The sequence below is a fragment of the Micromonospora sp. NPDC005172 genome, from assembly GCF_040608555.1.
Taxonomy (GTDB): domain Bacteria; phylum Actinomycetota; class Actinomycetes; order Mycobacteriales; family Micromonosporaceae; genus Micromonospora.
The window spans coordinates 31524-50059 of sequence record NZ_JBEXIL010000003.1 but is presented as its reverse complement, the minus strand read 5'-3'; the positions used below and the strand labels follow the sequence as shown (position 1 = coordinate 50059).

At 71.2% G+C, this 18536-nt stretch carries 16 protein-coding genes; 6 read left to right on the top strand and 10 right to left on the bottom strand.

Going from position 1 to position 18536, the window contains the following annotated elements:
- Positions 1-433 precede the first annotated feature (433 nt).
- From eccE to rarD, 4 genes are all read left to right on the top strand, one after another.
- Complete coding sequence (gene eccE / locus ABZV06_RS02945; protein ID WP_355235778.1) at positions 434-2149, top strand: type VII secretion protein EccE; 1716 nt, start codon at positions 434-436, stop codon at positions 2147-2149.
- 88 nt (positions 2150-2237) lie between these two features.
- Positions 2238-2624 carry a phage holin family protein gene (locus tag ABZV06_RS02940; RefSeq protein WP_355235611.1) on the top strand — a complete coding sequence of 129 codons (387 nt, stop codon included), beginning with the start codon at positions 2238-2240 and terminating at the stop codon, positions 2622-2624.
- Positions 2625-2735: 111 nt separating this feature from the next.
- On the top strand, positions 2736-3212 hold the full coding sequence (locus ABZV06_RS02935) for a GNAT family N-acetyltransferase (RefSeq protein WP_355618065.1): 477 nt from the start codon (positions 2736-2738) through the stop codon (positions 3210-3212).
- A 17-nt stretch (positions 3213-3229) separates the two neighbouring features.
- A complete protein-coding gene (gene rarD, locus ABZV06_RS02930; protein WP_355618062.1) occupies positions 3230-4147 on the top strand; it encodes an EamA family transporter RarD in 918 nt (305 codons plus the stop codon).
- 199 nt (positions 4148-4346) lie between these two features.
- On the opposite strand, the gene ABZV06_RS02925 is transcribed toward rarD, so the two are convergent.
- Together ABZV06_RS02925 and ABZV06_RS02920 are read right to left on the bottom strand one after the other, a co-directional pair.
- The gene (locus ABZV06_RS02925) at positions 4347-5069 is read right to left on the bottom strand and encodes a zf-HC2 domain-containing protein (protein WP_355235620.1); all 723 of its coding nucleotides are present in this window, start codon (positions 5067-5069) and stop codon (positions 4347-4349) included.
- The gene (locus ABZV06_RS02920) at positions 5066-5581 is read right to left on the bottom strand and encodes a sigma-70 family RNA polymerase sigma factor (protein WP_355235781.1); all 516 of its coding nucleotides are present in this window, start codon (positions 5579-5581) and stop codon (positions 5066-5068) included. Before ABZV06_RS02920 ends, ABZV06_RS02925 begins: the two co-directional genes overlap by 4 nt.
- Before the next feature lie 215 nt (positions 5582-5796).
- Between ABZV06_RS02920 and ABZV06_RS02915 the strand changes: the two genes are divergently transcribed.
- On the top strand, positions 5797-7923 hold the full coding sequence (locus ABZV06_RS02915; RefSeq protein WP_355618059.1) for a PhoX family phosphatase: 2127 nt from the start codon (positions 5797-5799) through the stop codon (positions 7921-7923).
- Positions 7924-8034: 111 nt separating this feature from the next.
- Here ABZV06_RS02915 and ABZV06_RS02910 read toward each other — a convergent pair whose 3' ends face one another.
- Entirely contained in the window at positions 8035-8817 is a 783-nt protein-coding gene (locus ABZV06_RS02910; RefSeq protein WP_355235625.1) for an IclR family transcriptional regulator C-terminal domain-containing protein, read from the bottom strand.
- Between the two features lie 154 nt (positions 8818-8971).
- Between ABZV06_RS02910 and ABZV06_RS02905 the strand changes: the two genes are divergently transcribed.
- A complete protein-coding gene (locus ABZV06_RS02905) occupies positions 8972-10156 on the top strand; it encodes an MFS transporter (RefSeq protein ID WP_355618056.1) in 1185 nt (394 codons plus the stop codon).
- Between the two features lie 235 nt (positions 10157-10391).
- Here the strand turns inward: ABZV06_RS02905 and ABZV06_RS02900 are convergent, their stop codons facing one another.
- From ABZV06_RS02900 to nuoI, 7 genes are all read right to left on the bottom strand, one after another.
- Positions 10392-11477, bottom strand: coding sequence for a polyprenyl synthetase family protein (locus ABZV06_RS02900; RefSeq protein ID WP_355235630.1), 1086 nt, complete (start codon positions 11475-11477; stop codon positions 10392-10394).
- Positions 11478-11567: 90 nt separating this feature from the next.
- Positions 11568-13121: an NADH-quinone oxidoreductase subunit NuoN gene (gene nuoN / locus ABZV06_RS02895; RefSeq protein WP_355235633.1), complete on the bottom strand. Its 1554-nt coding sequence runs from the start codon at positions 13119-13121 to the stop codon at positions 11568-11570.
- A gap of 172 nt (positions 13122-13293) precedes the next feature.
- Positions 13294-14829, bottom strand: coding sequence for an NADH-quinone oxidoreductase subunit M (locus ABZV06_RS02890; RefSeq protein ID WP_355235636.1), 1536 nt, complete (start codon positions 14827-14829; stop codon positions 13294-13296).
- Between the two features lie 64 nt (positions 14830-14893).
- A complete protein-coding gene (gene nuoL / locus ABZV06_RS02885; protein ID WP_355618053.1) occupies positions 14894-16819 on the bottom strand; it encodes an NADH-quinone oxidoreductase subunit L in 1926 nt (641 codons plus the stop codon).
- Positions 16820-16830: 11 nt separating this feature from the next.
- The gene (nuoK, locus tag ABZV06_RS02880) at positions 16831-17130 is read right to left on the bottom strand and encodes an NADH-quinone oxidoreductase subunit NuoK (protein WP_030486270.1); all 300 of its coding nucleotides are present in this window, start codon (positions 17128-17130) and stop codon (positions 16831-16833) included.
- The gene (locus ABZV06_RS02875) at positions 17127-17897 is read right to left on the bottom strand and encodes an NADH-quinone oxidoreductase subunit J (protein ID WP_355618051.1); all 771 of its coding nucleotides are present in this window, start codon (positions 17895-17897) and stop codon (positions 17127-17129) included. Before ABZV06_RS02875 ends, nuoK begins: the two co-directional genes overlap by 4 nt.
- Positions 17894-18535 (bottom strand): NADH-quinone oxidoreductase subunit NuoI, encoded by a 642-nt coding sequence (gene nuoI / locus ABZV06_RS02870; RefSeq protein ID WP_007454597.1) that lies wholly within the window; start codon positions 18533-18535, stop codon positions 17894-17896. Before nuoI ends, ABZV06_RS02875 begins: the two co-directional genes overlap by 4 nt.
- Position 18536: the final 1 nt, after the last annotated feature.

Below are 18536 nucleotides of genomic sequence, written 5' to 3'. Positions count from 1 at the left end.
GTCCGCGATGAACTTCGTGGCTGACGGTAGCGGTCCGGTAGCGGTTCTGCTACCCCACCGTCCTCCCCTGTGGACAACCACGGCAGCCATCGGTCGCCTACGATGTGCGGCAGTCCCGTCGCGCCGCGTGACGGGCGACCGGGGGCGGTCGGCCGCCGGGCACGTCCACACTGGTCGAGGAGGCGCGGTGCCGCCGATCACCGCCGGAGACGCGCAACCGGCGAGCCACGCCGCGTGGGGCCCGACCGCCACCTCCCCGACGACCGGGCCGGGCGCCTCCGCCGCCACCTCGACAGGCGCCGCGCCGGGCATCGACACCGGATCGACCACCGCCGACGGCAGCGCGCCGAGCACCCTCGGCCCCGCCGACGACGGCGTGCTCCGTCGACGATCGACCGGGCGCAGGGCCGCTGTCGGTCGGCTCGCCAGGGGGATGCGCGCGGGCCAACTGGTCACCGGACAGGTCGCCGTCGCGGTCGTTCTCGCCGGCCTCGGCCGGGGCACCCCGGTCACGATCGCCGCGCTGCTGGTCGCGGCGCTGCTCGTGGCGGTCGTCTGCGTCCGGGTCCGCGGCCGGTGGCTCTTCGAGTGGCTGGGCACCGCCGCCGGCCACGGGACACGGCGTCGCGGGCTGGGCGAGCGGACCGGCCCGGACGAACTGCTCGGCCTGGTCGCCCCCGGCACCGCGGTCCGCCCGATCGAGTTGTCCAGCGGGCCGGCGGCGGTGCTGGAGGACACCGGCGGGATGGTGGTGCTGCTGGAGCTGGGCGACCCCGGCGATGTGCTCGGCGACACGTCCCGGGCGATCCCCGCGCCGTCCGCGCTGCTGCCGACACCGGGGCCGGAGGTGCCACCGGTGCGGGTCCAACTCCTCCTTACCGGGACGCCGGCACCCGCGCCGGCGGCGGGCGGCACCGTCGGGACCTCGTACCGGCAGCTCACCGACGGACGCCTCATCGGGCGGGAGCGGGCGGTGCTGGCGGTCCGGGTGCTACGGGCGGACGGCTGGACGCAGGAGGCGCTGCGCAGGGCGCTCGCCGGCACGATTCGCCGGATCGTCCGCCGGCTCGGACCGCTGACCGCCCGGCCACTCGGCGTACCCGCGGCGCTGCGTGTCCTGGGCGAGCTGGCCCACCACGACGGCCAACCGGTACGCGAGTCGTGGCCGGCGCTGCGCACCGGCCCTCTGGTCCAGGCCACGTTCCGGCTGGTCCGCTGGCCGCAGGCGGCGGGCGGGCGGCGGCTGGTACCCCGGCTGCTGGCGTTGCCGGCGACCGCGACGACGGTGTCGCTCTGCGTGGGACCGCCACCGGGCGGTGGCACCGACGGGGCCGTGACCGAGCTGACCGTACGCGTGGCCGCCGCCTCGACGGCCGAACTGACCGTGGCAGTCGACGCGCTGCGCCGCCTCGTCGAGGGCGTGGGCGGGGAACTACGGCGGCTTGACGGGGCGCACCTGACCGGACTGGCCGGCACGCTGCCGCTGGCGCTCATCGCCGCCGGGCGACCGGAGGTGACGCTGGACGACTGGGAGTTGACCCTGGGCGAGGCGGGGATGATGGTCGGCACCAACCGGCACGGCGGCGCGGTCACCGTGCGGTTGTTCCGGCCGGAGAGCACGCGGGTGCTGCTGGTGGGCGGGGTACGCGCCGCTCAGCTCGTCGCGTTGCGGGCGATGGCCCTGGGAGCACTGGTGGTGGTGCAGACGGCGCGACCGCGTTCCTGGGAACCGTTCGTGCGGGGCGTGGGCGCGCCGGGCGGCACGATTCCGCTGATCCCGCCGGGTCGGCCGGTCGCCGAGTCGGTCGGCACCGCGCTACGGCCGTTGCTGCTGGTGGTCGACGCCGGCCCGGTGCCGGTCGAGACCGAACCCGGCCCGGCGTGGCGGTCCACCCTGGTCGTGCGAGACGAGCTGACGCCGGCCGACGTGGACACGTTGAGCCGTGCCGACCTGGCGGTGCTGCAACCGCTGCACCCGGCGGAGGCGGCACTGGCCGGCTCGGCGCTGGGCCTGGGCCCATCGGCCGACTGGCTCACCCGGAGCCGGGACGACATGGTGGCGGTGGTGAACCGCCGTGCGCTGCGGTGGGCGCTGCTCTCTCCGACTCCGATCGAGGCTCAGCTGATCGGCCGGCCGGCGCGGGCCTGAGGCGGCCCACACGCGCGGCGGGCTGGACCGTCCTCGGTGGTCACCCGCCGGGTTACGCCGGGAGATCGTCCGTGGCACGATCCCCGCCATGGGTTTTATGAAAGGGTTGTTGATTCGGCTAGCCACCACGGCACTGGCCTTCTGGTTGGCCACGCTGCTCATCCCGGGCATCGAGCTGGAGTCGACCTCGGCCGTCGAGACGGTCACCACGCTGATCCTGGTGGCGGCGATCTTCGGGGTCGTCAACGCGGTGCTCCAGCCGGTCATCAAGACCGTCGGCTGCGGCTTCTACCTACTCACGCTCGGGCTCATCGCGCTGGTGGTGAACGGGCTGCTGTTCCTGCTCACGAGCTGGATCGCCGACCAGGCCGGGCTGCCGTTCTCGGTGGACGGCTTCTGGCCGGCCGCCGTGCTCGGCGCCCTGTTCGTGAGCATCGTGACCTGGATCCTCGGGGCCGTCCTCGACCGGGACTGACCGACCACCACCGTCCCGGACCGCCCGACCCCGAACGGTCGGGCGGTCCGGTGACCAGAGTTCGGGAATTGGCCGGCTGACGCACCCCTCGGGCCGGTTAGCGTCGCCAGCGTGTTCTCACTGACGCGCGCCGACGGCCACCTGCTCAGCACCGATCCGGCCCGGCTCGACCTGGACCGGGTCCACCACTGGCTGTCCACCGACGCGTACTGGGCGCTCGGGCGCGATCGGGAAACCGTCGTGCGAGCGTTCGCGGGGTCGCTGCCCTTCGGCATCTACCGTCCCGGAGACGACCGCCAGGTCGCGGTGGCCCGGGTGGTCACCGACCGTGCCACCTTCGCCTGGCTCTGCGACGTGTACGTGGACCGGACCGCGCGGGGCCTCGGACTGGGCACCTGGCTGGCCGGCGCGGTCCGCGACCACCTGGCCGAGCTGGGCGTACGCAGGATCCTGCTGTCGACAGGCGACGCGCACGACGTGTACGCGCGGGTCGGCTTCACTCCGCTGGACGTACCCCAGCGGTGGATGCAGCTCGACCGGCGGCAGCCGGTGAGCCGGATCACTGGAAAGGAACAAAGCGGAGATTAACCCCTTACGGTGGAGTCGTGACGCCACTCCGCCTGGGCTACCTCTACGGCATCGGCGCGTACCTGCTCTGGGGTTTCTTTCCGCTCTACTTCAAGCTGCTGCGACCCACCGGCCCGCTGGAGATCCTGGCCCACCGGATCGTCTGGTCGGTGCTCTTCGTGGCCCTGCTGCTCGGCGCGCTGCGCAACATCGGCTTCCTACGGGCGCTGCTGCGCCGGCGCGGGGCGGTCGCCGGGATCGTCGCCGCGGCCGCGCTCATCGCCGTCAACTGGGGCACCTACATCTACGGGGTCAGCTCCGACCGGGTGGTCGAGACCGCGCTGGGCTACTTCATCAACCCCCTGGTCGTGGTGCTGCTCGGGGTGACGGTGCTGCGAGAGCGACTGCGGACCGCGCAGTGGGTGGCCCTGGGCGTCGGCGCTGCGGCCGTCGCGGTGCTCGCCGTCGACTATGGCCGGCTGCCCTGGCTGGCCCTGACCTTGGCGTTCAGCTTCGCCGGCTACGGCCTGATCAAGAAGCGGCTCGGGTTGCCCGCCGCCGAAGGGCTCTTCGTCGAGTCGGCGGTGCTGGCACTGCCCGCGCTGGGCTACCTCGCCTGGTTGTCCCGGAACGGCGGGCTGACCTTCGGCCACGTCTCGGCCGGACACACCGCACTGCTGGTGCTTGCCGGCGTGGCCACCGCGATCCCGCTCCTACTCTTCGCCGGGGCCGCCAACCGACTGCCGCTGACCGGCCTCGGCATGATCCAGTACCTGGCGCCGATCCTCCAGCTCGCCTGCGGCGTACTGATCTTCCACGAGCCCATGCCACCGGCCCGGATCGCCGGCTTCGCGCTGGTCTGGCTGGCCCTGGTCGTCTTCACCGCCGACGCCATCCGCCAGGCCCGCCGGTCCCGCAGCACTTCCCGCCTCCCCACACCAGTCCCAACCCCCTAGACCCACCCGCGCACTCCAGCGCCCTCGCCCTACCCCAGCCCAACCCAGCCCAGCCCAGCCCAACCCAGCCCAGCCCAGCCCGGCCCGGCGATCTTGCAGTTTCTGTCGCCGGTTTGTCGGCATGTACCCCGGTATGACGCAACAGAAAGTGCAAGATCGCGCGGAAGGGGGGCGCGCGGGGCGGGGCGGGGGTGCGGGGTTAGGGGACCGCGTAGGTGAGCAGGGGGGTGCCGTCGGCTCGTTGGAGTTCCACGCTGACCAGTTCCGCGTCGGTGAAGCGGGTGACGCCGGTGAACACCAGGTCGTCGCCGGGCGCGGCGAGCCACGAGCCGATCTGCTCGCTGGTGCCGTTCGGGCCCCGCGCCACCAGGCGGAACGGGTACGCCTTGCCGTAGCTCGTGCGCGCGTCGTACCCGCAGTGCATGGTCACCTCGGTGCCCCACTTGCTGCCGGTCAACCCGATCTCGGCGTGCACCGGACCGGCGAGTGCCACCGGCCGCATGGTGACCATCGAGATCTGCGGGGCGGGCCGGGGCGTGCCCTGCGCGCCCGAGGTGCCCGGTGGGGCGGCCGGCCGGGGCAGCAGCGCTGCCGTGCCGACGCCGACCACCAGGGCCAGCGCGGCGGCGACCAGCGTCGTCAGGGCGTACCGCCGACGGGACGTGGCGCGCTCGCGGCGCCGGCGCGCCCGGGCCTCCTCGATCAGCGCGGGCGCCCGGGGCGGGGACGGTGGTGGCAGGAACTGTTCCAGACCGGCCGGGTCCAAGCGGCCGAGCAGTCCCGGCAGGACGGCGATCTCGGCGACGGCGTCCCGGCAGGAGGCGCAGCCGGTGAGGTGCCGCTCGTAGGCCGCCCGTTCGGCGGGGGCCAGGGCGCCCAGGACGTACGCGCCGTCGTCGTGCGCGAACTCGCACCGGGTCATCCCGTCACCCCCATCTCGGCCAGGACCAACCGTAGTGAGCGCAGCGCGTAGTGGGTGCGTGACTTGACGGTGCCCGGTGGCACGCCCAACCGCGACGCCGCCTCCGCGACCGACCTCCCCTGGTAGAAGCACTCCACCAGCACCTCACGATGGGTCGGGCTGAGCCGGTTCAACGCCTCGGCGACGGTCCACGCCTCCACGGCGCGCTCGGCCTCGTCGACGACGTCGGGCGGCTCGGGAATCTCGTCCGTGAACACCTCGCCGACCCGGGTCGAGCGTCGCCGCCAGGCGTCGATGGCCAGGTTGCGGGCGGTGGTGAAGAGCCAGGCCCGCACGGAGCCGCGTCGCGGGTCGAGGGACTCGGGGTGTCGCCAGGCCCTCAGCAGCGTCTCCTGCACCAGGTCCTCGGCCCGCTGCCGGTCACCGTTGACGAGCCGCAGGGCGTGGGCGTACAGCGCCTCCGCGTGCTCGTCGTGCAGCGCCCGCAGCAGTTGGGCGTCATGGTCGCTGATGGCGGTCTCCTCACTCCCGGCGCGTGTCCGGCGGTGCGTCCGCTCGGGAATACGTGCGGTTACGTCGAACGGTTCAGCCCGAGGTCAGACCGCTGGTGGTCGTGCAGGTGTTCACGACTGGTTCACACTGCGGCCGACGACCGCTCACCGCGTCCTCCTAGCGTCCGGCTGGTACGCCGCCTGTCGTGCCACCGACTTATCTGGAGGCCTCTGAAATGAGCGACCGTCCCCGGCTGCTCCCTCTGTTGACCGGCAACCGCCACGGCACCCGTGACGCCATGACCTGCCTGTACCGCTGCGGCAACGCCTGTGACCACCCGGTACCGAACACGTCCGAAAACGCGTACTTCGGTGACGTGGTGGACGCGGAGGTCTCCCGGCGCGGCGTGGTCCGGGCCGGCGCGGTCGGTGCCCTGGTGCTCGGCTTCGGTGGCGCGGTGGCTGGCGCGCTGGCCGGCGCGGCGCCCGCCGTCGCGGCCCCCACCACCCCGGACGTGCCGGAGAGTTTCGGCTTCGGCCGTCCCACCACGGGAGTCGGCAGCGGCGCGTTGACCTTCAAGCCGATCCCGCCGAACAAGCTGGACACCCTGGTCGTCCCGAACGGCTACGACCACGCCGTGGTGATCAAGTGGGGTGACCCGGTGCTGCCGGGTGCGCCGGCGTTCGACCTGCACCACCAGAGCGCCGCCGCGCAGTCGAAGCAGTTCGGCTACAACAACGACTTCGTGGGCGTGCTGCCGCTGGACAAGCAGGGCAGGCGGGCGCTGCTCGTGGTCAACCACGAGTACACCAACGAGGACCTCATGTTCCCGGGCTTCCCCGGCCTGGACGGGCTCTCCGTGGAGCAGCTGCGCACCGCCATGGCCGCGCACGGCATGTCCGTGGTGGAGTTGGAGCGGGTCGGTGGCACCGGCCAGTGGAAGCCCGTGGGCACCGGACGTCGCCCGTACAACCGGCGGGTCACCGCGCTGAGCACCAAGTTCGACCTGACCGGCCCGGCCGCCGGATCCGCCTGGCTGAAGACCGCCGCCGACCCCAGGGGACGTACGGTCGTCGGCACGCTGAACAACTGCTCCGGTGGCGTCACCCCGTGGGGGACCGTGCTCTCCGGCGAGGAAAACTTCAACCAGTACTTCGTCGGCGCGGACGCGGCACCGGCCGAGCTGAAGGCGAAGCTGGACCGGTACGGCATCAGCACCGCCAGCCGCTATCCCAGCGGCAGCCGCAAGTGGGAACGCGCCGACGAGCGCTTCGACCTGGCCAGGCACCCCAACGAGGCGCACCGGTTCGGGTGGGTCGTCGAGATCGACCCGTTCGACCCGGAGAGCCGGCCGCGTAAGCACACCGCGATGGGCCGCTTCAAGCACGAGGGCGCGAACGTCATCGTCGCCAGGGACGGGCACGTGGTCGCGTACATGGGCGACGACGAGCGGTTCGACTACCTGTACAAGTTCGTCTCGGACAAGAAGTTCCTCAAGGGCAACTCCTGGGCCGCCCGTAAGCACAACCTCACCCTGCTGGAGTCCGGCACGCTCTACGTGGCGAAGCTCGACCAGACCAGCGCGGGCGAGATCGACGGCTCGGGCAACCTTCCCGCCGACGGCGCGTTCAACGGTCGGGGTCGCTGGATCAAGCTGGTCAGCGGCAACCGCTCGTTCGTGGACGGGATGACCGCCGCGGACGTGCTCACGTTCACCCGGCTCGCCGGCGACAAGGTCGGCGCGACCAAGATGGACCGTCCCGAGGACGTCGAGCCGAGCCTGCTCACCGGCAAGGTGTACGTGGCGTTGACCAACAACACCGACCGCGGCAAGGCCGGCAAGGCCGCGGCGGACGAGGCCAACCCGCGCGACGCCAACAAGCACGGGCAGATCCTCGAACTGGTCGAGGACCGCAACGACAACACGGCGGAGACCTTTGCCTGGTCGCTGCCGATCGTCTGCGGCGACCCGACCGACCCGTCGACCTTCTTCTCCGGGTACGACCGGACCAAGGTCTCCCCGATCTCGTGCCCGGACAACGTCGCCTTCGACGCCACCGGCAACCTGTGGATCTCCACCGACGGCAACGCGCTGGGCAGCAACGACGGCCTCTTCGCCACCGCCGTCGAGGGTCCGGAGAAGGGCCACCTCAAGCAGTTCCTGACCGTGCCGCTCGGCGCGGAGACCTGCGGCCCGTTCATCACCGGCGACAACCGCTCGGTGTTCGTCGCGGTGCAGCACCCGGGTGAGATCACCGGGGCCTCGGTGGAGAACCCGGCCTCGAACTGGCCGGACGGCGACTACGCCAAGCCGGGCGTGGTGGTCACCTGGCGACTCGACGGCGGCCCGGTGGGCAGCTGACGTTGCCCCCGCCGCCGGCAGGCCGCTGACGTTGCCCTGGCGGTTCGGCGCTGGACCGCCTCCAGAGGCCCTCTCCCAGCCCGGGAGAGGGCCTCTGGCGCGCCGGGTGGGTCAGTTGTCGGCGGCGATGCCGTCGGCGACCGTACGGGCGACGGTGAGCAGCTTGGCGCGTACGACACGAGCCGAGGTCATCATCTCGCTCGCCGGCAGGGCGCAGGCCAGCACGACCCGACGTTCCATGTCCTTGTCGGGCGCGACGAGCACCGCCGCACAGGCCACGCCCTGGCGGAACTGTCCCAACTCCAACTGCATCCCCCGGCGGTCGCCGGCGGCCAGGTCGGCCTCGAACGCCTCGGTGGTGGTCAGCGTGGAACTGGTGAACGGCCGCATGCCGTACTCGCGCAGATAGCGGAAACGCTGCTCGGTGGTCAGGGTGGCGAGCAGGGACTTGCCGAGAGCCGTCGCGTGCGCGCCCTCGTCGAAGCCGGGCACGAGGTCTTCCAGATAGGGCGACCGGTTCCCCTCGGCCACCGCCGTGATGGCGACCTGCCCGCCGACGAAGCGGCCCAGGAAATGGCTGTAGCCGGTGTCCACGGAGGCCCGTCGCAACGTCTCACCGACCACCGGCGGCCCCCGGAACGCGGTCACCAACTCGCGGTAACGGTCGGCCACCTCAAGGCCCACGATGTACGTGCCGTCCTCGCGACGGATCACGTAACCCTCGTACGCGAGTGTGCGGACGAGGTGGTAGGTGGTGGCCACGGTCAGCTCACACCGTCGGGCGATCTGCTTGACGGTCAGGCCCTTGGGGGCGCGACCGACCGACTCGAGCACCCGCAGTGCTCGGGACACGCTGCGGATCAGGTCCGAGGGTTCTGCCAAGGGGTCGCGCACAACCACCTCCGCCGCCGGGGACTTACACCATATGAAAAACAGGCCGAGTGCGAAATGCCTGTTCGGGTCGAGGATGCCAGATCACCATCCACTCCTCGTACACCAGCGGTCACCAGGAGTTGCCCGAGAGTGACTCGCGTAGGTTTGCCGCACGATGACCGACACCGCCCTCATCCCCGCCCCCGACCGCGCCGGTGCCCGCCCGATCCGGGCCAGCGCCGGTGCCGTCGCCACCACCGTGGCCTGCGTCCTGCCCGTCTTCCTGCTCGGCGGCCTCGCCGTCCAGATGGGGACGGACCTCGGCTTCTCCCCCGCCGGGCTGGGCCTGGCCGTCTCCGTCTACTTCGGCGTGAGCGCGCTGGCCTCGGTGCCGTCGGGTCGGCTCGTCGAGCGGTTCGGGCCGGCCGTCGTGGCCCGTACCGGCATCGTGCTGGCCTCCGGGTCGATGCTGGCCGTGGCAACCCTCGCCCGCTCGTACCCGGTGCTGCTCGCCCTGCTGGCACTCAGCGCCGCCGCGAACGCCCTCGGCCAACTGGCCAGCAACGCCGCGCTGGCCGAGCACGTGCCGCCGCGCAGGCAGGGGCTGTCGTTCGGCGTCAAGCAGGCGGCGATCCCGGTCTCCACCCTGCTGGCCGGCGCGGCGGTGCCCACCATCGCGCTCACCGCCGGGTGGCGCTGGGCGTTCGTGGTCGCGGCCGTGGCGGCGCTGACAACGCTGCCGGCCGTACCCCGGCAGGTGCCCGGTCGCACGCGTCGGGCCGACACGACCCGCGCGGGCCGGGCCACGACGGCCCTGGTGGTGGTCGGCGCGGCGGCGACATTGGCGGCGGGCGCGGCCAACGCGCTGGGCACCTTCCTGGTGGACTCGGCCGCCGCCCGAGGTCTCTCACCGGGTCTCGCGGGCCTCACTTTGACCCTGGGCAGCGCGGTCTGCGTCGCCGCCCGGGTGGGGGCCGGCGGTCTCGCCGACCGGCGCGCCAACGGTCACGTCGCGCTCATCGCGGCGATGCTGGTGATCGGGGCGGTCGGGCTGGGCCTGCTCGCGGTGACCGGCCCGGTGCCGCTGGTGGCGGGCGTGGTACTCGGGTTCGGTCTGGGCTGGGCATGGCCCGGCCTCATGAACTTCGCGGTGGTCCGGCTGCACCCGCAGGCCCCGGCCGCCGCCACGTCGATCACGCAGACCGGGGTGTACGCGGGCGGCTGCCTCGGTCCGCTGAGCCTCGGCCCGCTCGCCGCCCACCTCGGCTATCCGGCGATGTGGGCCACGGCGTCAGTGGCGATGCTGCTGGCCGCAGCCCTGATGCTGGCCGGCAGCCGCCTCCTGCAAACCCACCCCTGACCCTGACCCCGGCCCCGCCCGACCCCGGCCCCGCCCGACCCCGGCCCCGCCCGACCCCGGCCCCGGCCGCGCCTGACCCCGGCCCCGACCCCGACCCGGTGATCATGAAGTTATTGCTCGATTACACGGCGTGTCGAGGCAACAACTTCATGATCAACGCCGCTGGGGGGCCGGCGCCGCTGGGGGGCCGGCGCCGCCGGGGGGCGCGCTGGAGGGGGGTGGTGGGTGGTGGTGGTCAGCTTGTGCGGTCGGCGATGTAGTCGCAGAGCGACTCCAGGGCCTGGCGTGACGGGCTTGCCGGGAGCGGGGCCAGGCAGGCGCGGGCGTCCTCGGCGTAGCTGCGCACGGTCTCCCGGGCACGCTTGAGCGCCGGGCTCTCCCGCAGCAGCCCCAGGGCCTCGGCGTGCAGCGCGTCGTCGGTCAACGGACCCGTCGCCAGGATCTCCCGCAGCCGCACCGAGGAGGCGTCGGAGTCGTCAGCCGCCCGGGCGTAGAGCACCGGCAGCGTCGGGACGCCCTCGCGCAGGTCCGTGCCGGGCGTCTTGCCCGACTGCACCGACTCGGACGCGATGTCCAGCAGGTCGTCGGAGAGCTGGAAGGCGACGCCGATCGTCTCGCCGTAGCCGGCGAGGGCCTCGACGTACTCCGCCGGGGCGCCGGCGAACATGCCGCCGAAACGGGCCGACGTGGCGATCAGGGAACCGGTCTTCTCGGCGATCACGTTCAGGTAGTGGGCGACCGGGTCGTCATCGGCACGCGGCCCCACCGTCTCGGCGATCTGACCGTGGACCAGCCGGGCGAAGGTGCGCGCCTGCAACCGCACGGCCTCCGGGCCCAGGTCGGCCGCGATGTCGGCGGCGCGGGCGAAGAGGTAGTCGCCGACCAGGATGGCGACCGAGTTGGTCCAGCGCGAGTTGGCGCTCGGCGCGCCTCGCCGTACGGCGGCCTCGTCCATCACGTCGTCGTGGTAGAGCGTGGCCAGGTGCGTGAGCTCCATCACCACGGCGGCCGGTACCACCTGCGCGCCCGTGGGATCACCGAACTGGGCGCCGAGCGCCACCAGCAGCGGCCGGAACCGCTTGCCGCCGGCGTCGAGGAGGTGCCGGGCCGCCTCGGAGACGAACGGGTCGGCGCTGGCCACACTGGCACCCAGCTCGACCTCGACCGCTTCCAGCAGGCCCAGCACGGATGCCTCGACGCGGGGATCGGCGAGATGAAGGCCGAGCGCGCCGAACTGACTCATGCTCGCCCGGCCCCGGCGACCGCCGGAACCGGTGGCACCTGAACGCTCGCCAGCCGGAATCACCACACCATCAACCATGCCACACCCGTTCTACCTGCTCCGGGTCGGGGATACGCAGCGAGGGCCGGCGCGCCGTCGCGCGCCGACCCCCGGTGGTCGAGCCATGTGTCACCGCACGAATTCGGCGGCTCCGTTGGCCAGGTCGAGCAGCGGCGCCGGGGCGACACCCAGCGCCAGGGTGGCCAGCACGCCGATCATCAGCGCGGCGGAGGTGAGCCCACCCGGCACGGTGACGGTCGGCGTGGACTCGCCCGGCTCGGACAGCCACATCATCACCACGACCCGCAGGTACGGGAAGGCCAGCACCATGCTGGTCAGCACACCCGCGATGACGAGCCAGGCCTGACCACCCTCCAGCGCCGGCCCGAAGACCGCGAACTTGCTGGTGAACCCGCTGGTCAGCGGGATACCGGCGAACGCCAGCAGGATGAACGTGAACAGCCCGGCGTAGAACGGCGAACGGCGACCCAGCCCGGCCCAGCGGGACAGGTGGGTGGCCTCACCGTCGGCGTCACGCACCAGGGTCACCACGGCGAACGCGGCCAGCACCGAGAAGCCGTACGCGACGAGGTAGAACATCGTGCCCGACAGCCCGTCCTTGCTCGGGGCCAGCACGCCGACCAGCAGGTAGCCGGCGTTCGCGATCGACGAGTACGCCAGGAGCCGCTTGATGTCGGTCTGGGTGACCGCGAGCACCGCGCCGACCAGCATCGTCAGCACCGCCACCGCGCCCAGCACCGGCGTGAAGTCCCAGCCGCCACCCTCGAACGCGACGTGGAAGACCCGCAGCAACGCGCCGAACGCGGCGACCTTGGTGCAGGCGGCCATGAAACCGGTGATCGGGGTCGGCGCGCCCTGGTAGACGTCCGGCGTCCACACGTGGAACGGGGCCGCCGCGGCCTTGAAGAGCAGACCGATGGCGAGCAGCGCCATGCCGGCGAAGAGCAGGACCGGGCTGGCCGGCGACTCGCTCACCGCCGCGTTGACCGTGGCGAAGTCGACCCCGGCCGAACGGCCCGGAACGCCGGCGGTGAACCCGTAGATCAGGGCAACCCCGAACAGGAAGAACGCCGAGGCGTACGCGCCGAGCAGGAAGTACTTCATCGCCGCCTCCTGGCTCAGCAGACGCCGGCGGCGAGCCAGCGCGCAGAGCAGGTACAGCGGCAGGGAGAAGACCTCCAGCGCGATGAACATGGTCAGCAGGTCGTTCGCCGCCACGAAGATCAGCATGCCGCCGATGGCGAACGTGACGAGCGGGTACACCTCGGTGAGCCCGTTGCGTCCCTCGGCCTGCTTCCGGTCGTCGGCCGACTCCGCGGTCACGGCGGCCTGGGCGACGAACGCACCGCCCCGTTCGACGGTGCGATCGCCGATCAGGAGCAGCGCCATGGCGGCCAGCACCAGGATCGCACCCTGGAGGAACAGCGTCGGTCCGTCCACGGCGATGGCCTGACCGGCCGTGATGAGCCGGTCGTCGGCGTTGAACACGACCATGGTCAGCGCGGCGAGCACGGCCAGCAGGGACAGCGTCAGCTGCACCAGGTGCCGCGAACGCCGGGGAACGAATGCCTCGACCAGCACACCGAGCAACGCGGTGCCCAGCATGATCATGATCGGGGCGAGCGCCGCGTAGTCGAGCGACGGCAGTTTCAACTCGGTCACTGTGCCGACCTTTCGTTCGCGACTGCGGGGCTCCGCTGCGCTGCACTCCTCGCGCTCACCGATGCCGACCTTTCGTTCGCGACTGCGCCAGCCTTGCCCCGCGACTGCGGGGCTCGCTTCGCTCTCTCCTCGTGCGGGCGACTGGGGCTCCGCTGCGCTGCACTCCTCGCGCTCACCGGCCTGCCTCCTGGACGGTGCCGCCCACGGACGGCGGGGGGTCGGACCTGCCGATGTCGTCCATGGTCGCCTGGACAGCCGGGTTGATCACGTCAGTGACCGGCTTGGGATAGAAGCCGAGCAGCACGATCAACGCGATCAGCGGGGCGACCACGACCTTCTCGCGCAGGTTGAGGTCCCTGCGCATCCCGTCGACCTCGGTCAGCGTCGGGTTGAGCGTGCCCTGCGTGGTGCGCTGCACCATCCACAGGACGTACGCGGCGGCCAGGATGATGCCGAGCGTGGCGATGACCGCCACCGGCTTGTTGACCGTGAAGGTGCCGATCAACACCAGGAACTCGGAGATGAACGGCGCGGTCCCGGGCAGCGCGAGCGAGGCGAGACCGGCGAAGAACAGCACCCCGGCGAGCACCGGGACCAGCTTGCCGGCCCCACCGAAGTCACTGATCAACGCCGAGCCGCGCCGGGCGACCAGCATGCCCACCACGAGGAAGAGCAGGCCGGTGGCCAGACCGTGGTTGAGCATGTAGAGCACCGCGCCGGTGCCGGCCTGGGTGGTGAACGCGAAGATGCCCACCCCGATGAAGCCGAAGTGCGCGATCGAGGTGTACGACACCAGCCGCTTGAGATCGTTCTGACCGACCGCCAGCAGCGCCGCGTAGATGATGCCGATCACGCCGAGCGCCAGCGCCCAGGGCGCGAACCACTTCGACGCCTCGGGGAACAGCGGCAGGCAGTAGCGCAGGATGCCGAACGTGCCGACCTTGTCGAGCACGCCGACCAGCAGGGCCGCAGCGCCCGCCGGGGCGGCGCCACCGGCGTCGGGCAGCCAGGTGTGGAACGGGAAGAACGGGGCCTTGATGGCGAACGCGAGGAAGAAGCCGAGGAACAGCCACCGCTCGGTTCCGGTGCTGATGTCCACCTGCGACAGCGCCTGCCAGTCGAAGGTCTTGCCGCCGACCACCCAGAGGCCGATCACCGCGGCCAGCATGAACAGGCCGCCGACCAGCGAGTAGAGGAAGAACTTCACCGCCGCGTACTGCCGCTGGTGGCCGCCGTAGCTGCCGATCAGGAAGTACATCGGCACCAGCATGACCTCGAAGAACACGTAGAACAGGAAGACGTCGGCGGCGGCGAAGACGCCGATCATCGTGCTCTCGAGGATCAGCAGCAGCGCGAAGTAGACCGGGATGGACCGCTTGGAGGACTCCGCGTCGTGCCAGGACGCCAGGATCACCAGCGGCACCAGGACCGCGATCAGCATGAGCATCACCAGCGCGATGCCGTCGGCCGCGAAGGTGAAGCTGACGCCCCAGTTCGGAATCCAGGTGTACGACTCCCGGAACTGGAACCGGTCACCGCCGGCGTTGAAGCTGACCCACATCACCACCGAGAGCACCAGCACCAGCAGCGACCAGGCGAACGCCACCTGCTTGGCCAGCTCCGGGTTGCGGCGCGGCAGGAAGGCCACCACCAGAGCGCCCACCAGTGGCGCCACGGTGAGCACCGAGAGGAACGGGAAGTTGGACATTATGCGGCCTTACCTCCGTCGTGGATGCGTGGTCCGCCGGCGGGGGCGGGCGCATTGAGGTCGATCACGCCAACCACCCCGCCTGCACCGCGAGGAACGCCGCCATCACCAGCAGCGCGCCGGCCAGGATCGAGGTGGCGTACGAGCGGACGAAGCCGGTCTGCATCCGCCGGAGTCGACCCGAACCACCGCCGACGGCGGCGGCGAGCCCGTTGACCAGCCCGTCGATGCCCCGGTTGTCGAGGAAGACCAGCGCCCGGGTGAGGAAGATGCCCGGCTTCTCGAAGACCGCCTCGTTGACGGCGTCGGTGTAGAGGTTGCGACGGGCGGCGGTGACCAGGATCCCGGCCGGCTGCGGCGCGGTGGCCGTGCCGGCCCGGAACAGGAACCAGGCCAGGCCGGCACCGAGCACGGTGACCAGCAGGGACAGCGTGGTGATCACGAGGTGCGAGAGGACCGGCTCGTGCTCCGCGTGCTCGCCGCCCAGACCGGCGGTGGACGTCAGCCAGTCCGGCACGGAGGTGGAGAGCAGGAAGCCGGCGCCGACCGAGCCGATCGCCAGCAGGATCAGCGGGATGGTCATCAGCTTCGGCGACTCGTGCGGGTGCTCGATGTCCTCGGTCCACCGCTTCGGGCCGTGGAAGGTGAGCACGAACAGCCGCGTCATGTAGAACGCGGTCAGGCCCGCACCGAGCAGTGCGGCACCGCCGTAGAGCCAGGCGGTCCAGTCCTCCCGCTCGAAGGCGGCCACGATGATCGGCTCCTTGGAGAAGAAGCCGGAGAACGGGAACATGCCGATGATGGCCAGCCAGCCCATCATGAACGTCAACCAGGTGACCTTCATGTACGACGACAGCCCACCGAAGCGGCGGATGTCCACCTGGTCCCTCATGCCGTGCATCACCGAGCCGGCGCCCAGGAACATGTTGGCCTTGAAGAAGCCGTGCGCCAGAAGGTGCACGATGGCCAGCGCGTACGCCCCACCGCCGAGGCCGACGCCGAGGAACATGTAGCCGATCTGGCTCACCGTCGACCAGGCGAGCACCCGCTTGATGTCGTCCTTCGCCGCGCCGATGATGCAGCCCATCAGCAGGGTGAGCGCACCGACGCTGACCACCACGAGCTGGAGCGTCGAGTTCGCGGAGAAGATCGGGTTGGACCGGGCGATGAGGTAGACACCGGCGGTGACCATGGTGGCGGCGTGGATGAGCGCCGACACCGGGGTGGGGCCCTCCATCGCGTCGGGCAGCCACGCCTGCAGCGGGAACTGGCCGGACTTGCCGGCCGCGCCGAGCAGCAGCAGAAGGCCGAGGACCAGCACCGTGGTGCCGCTCAACGAGCCGACGCCGTTGAAGACCTCGTCGTACTGGGTGGTGCCGAGGGTCGCGAACATGATGAAGATGCCGATGGCGAGGCCGGTGTCACCGACCCGGTTCATCAGGAACGCCTTCTTGCCGGCCGTGGCGGCGCTCGGCCGCCCGTACCAGAAGGAGATCAGCAGGTACGACGCCAGACCGACGCCCTCCCAGCCGAAGTACAGCATCACGTAGTTGTTGCCGAGCACCAGCAGCAGCATGGCCGCGACGAACAGGTTGAAGTACGCGAAGAAGCGGCGGCGGCCCGAGTCGTGCGCCATGTACTCGACGGCGTACAGGTGGATCAGGAAGCCGACGCCGGTGATCAGGAGCACGAAGACGGCGGCCAGCGGGTCGAACAGCAGACCGAAGTCGACCCGCAGGTCACCGACGGCGATGAAGTCCCACAGGCTCAGCTCGACGGACTTGTTCTCCAGACCCCGCAGCTGGAAGAAGGACGCCAGCCCGAGCACGAACGCGGCACCGATGGCCGCAACGCCCAGCCAGTGCCCCCAGCGGTCGGCCCGCCGGCCGAGCAGCAGCAGGACGGCCGCGCTGACCAGCGGGATCGCCACCAGCAGCCAGACGCTGCCGAGCAAGCCCGTGGCCTCTGCGTACTGCACAGTCTCTTCCACTAGCTTGCCCCTTAGTACTTGAGCAGGTTGGCGTCGTCGACACTCGCCGAGCGTCGCGTCCGGAAGATGGACATGATGATCGCGAGGCCGACCACGACCTCGGCGGCGGCCACCACCATCACGAAGAACGCCATGATCTGGCCGTTGAGGTCACCGTTGATCCGGCTGAAGGTGACAAGCGTCAGGTTGGCCGCGTTGAGCATCAGCTCGACACACATGAACAGCACGATCGCGTTGCGCCGGACGAGCACCCCGGCGGCGCCGATGGTGAACAGCACCGCGGCGAGCACCAGGTAGTAGTCGGGCGTCATGAGTCCGTACCTTTCAGAGTGGTCTCCTGCGCGGTCAGCTCACGCACCGGCAGGATGGCCGGCGTGCTCCGCTCGGTGAGCCGCCCGTCCGGCAGCCGGGCCGGGGTGGCCACCGAGGAGGAGGTCGCGAAGACACCGGGGCCGGGCTTGGGGCCCGGGTAGTTGCCCGGTGCGAAGCGGGCCCGCATGGTCGCCGGCTGGTCCATCTTGTCCTGCTTGCGACGCTCGATGTGCGCGAGCACCATGGCGCCGACCGCCGCGGTGATCAGCAGCGCCGAGGTCAGCTCGAACGCGAAGACGTACTTCGTGAAGAGCAGTCGGGCGATGCCCTGCACGTTGCCCTCCGCGTTGGCCTGGTCCAGGCCGACTGCGGTGGTGCCCTCGACGGCCCGGTAGAGGGCGCCGCCGACGAGGCCGGCGAAGCCCAGCCCCAGGACGATCGCGGCGACCCGCTGGCCGCGCAGCGTCTCGATCAGCGAGTCGGAGGCATCCCGCCCGACCAGCATCAGCACGAACAGGAAGAGCATCATGATCGCGCCGGTGTAGACGATGATCTGCACCATGCCGATGAACGGCCCGGCCTGGAGCACGTAGAAGACGCCCAGGCAGAGCATGGTCAGCACCAGCCAGAGCGCCGAGTGCACCGCGTTGCGGGCCGCCACCATCCCGATCGCGCCGATCAGCGCGAGCGGCGCGAGGATCCAGAAGGTGACCTGCTCGCCGCCGGACACCTCACCGGCCGCGGCCAGCACGTCAGACGTGGTCATGCTCCCTCTCCCTTGCCGGCCGCCGCGCGCTGGGCGGCCTGCTCGGCACCCGGGAACGTCACGCCGGGGTGCTCCTCGACCTGGTAGCGGCCGGGGCCCATCGGGGACGTCTCGGCACCGGCGGAGGTGCCCGGGTTGTCCAGCGCGCCGACGTAGTAGTCCTTCTCGCTGTCACCCAGCCGCATCGGGTGCGGCGGCTGCTCCATGCCCTCCAACAGCGGGGCGAGCAACTGCTCCTTGGTGAAGATCAGGTCCTGCCGGTTGTCCCGGGCCAGCTCGTACTCGTTGCTCATGGTCAGCGAACGGGTCGGGCAGGCCTCGATGCACAGTCCGCAGAAGATGCACCGCGCGTAGTTGATCTGGTAGGTGCTGGCGTACCGCTCACCCGGCGAGAAGCGCTGCTCGTCGGTGTTGTCGCCGCCCTCGACGTAGATCGCGTCCGCCGGGCAGGCCCACGCGCACAGCTCGCAGCCGATGCACTTCTCCAGGCCGTCCGGGTGCCGGTTGAGGATGTGCCGCCCGTGGTAGCGCGGCGCCGACACCGGCGGCTTGAACGGGTAGTCGGTCGTGACGACCTTCCTGAACATGTGCGAGAAGGTGACACCGAATCCCTTGAACGTTCCGGTGATCGCGCCCACG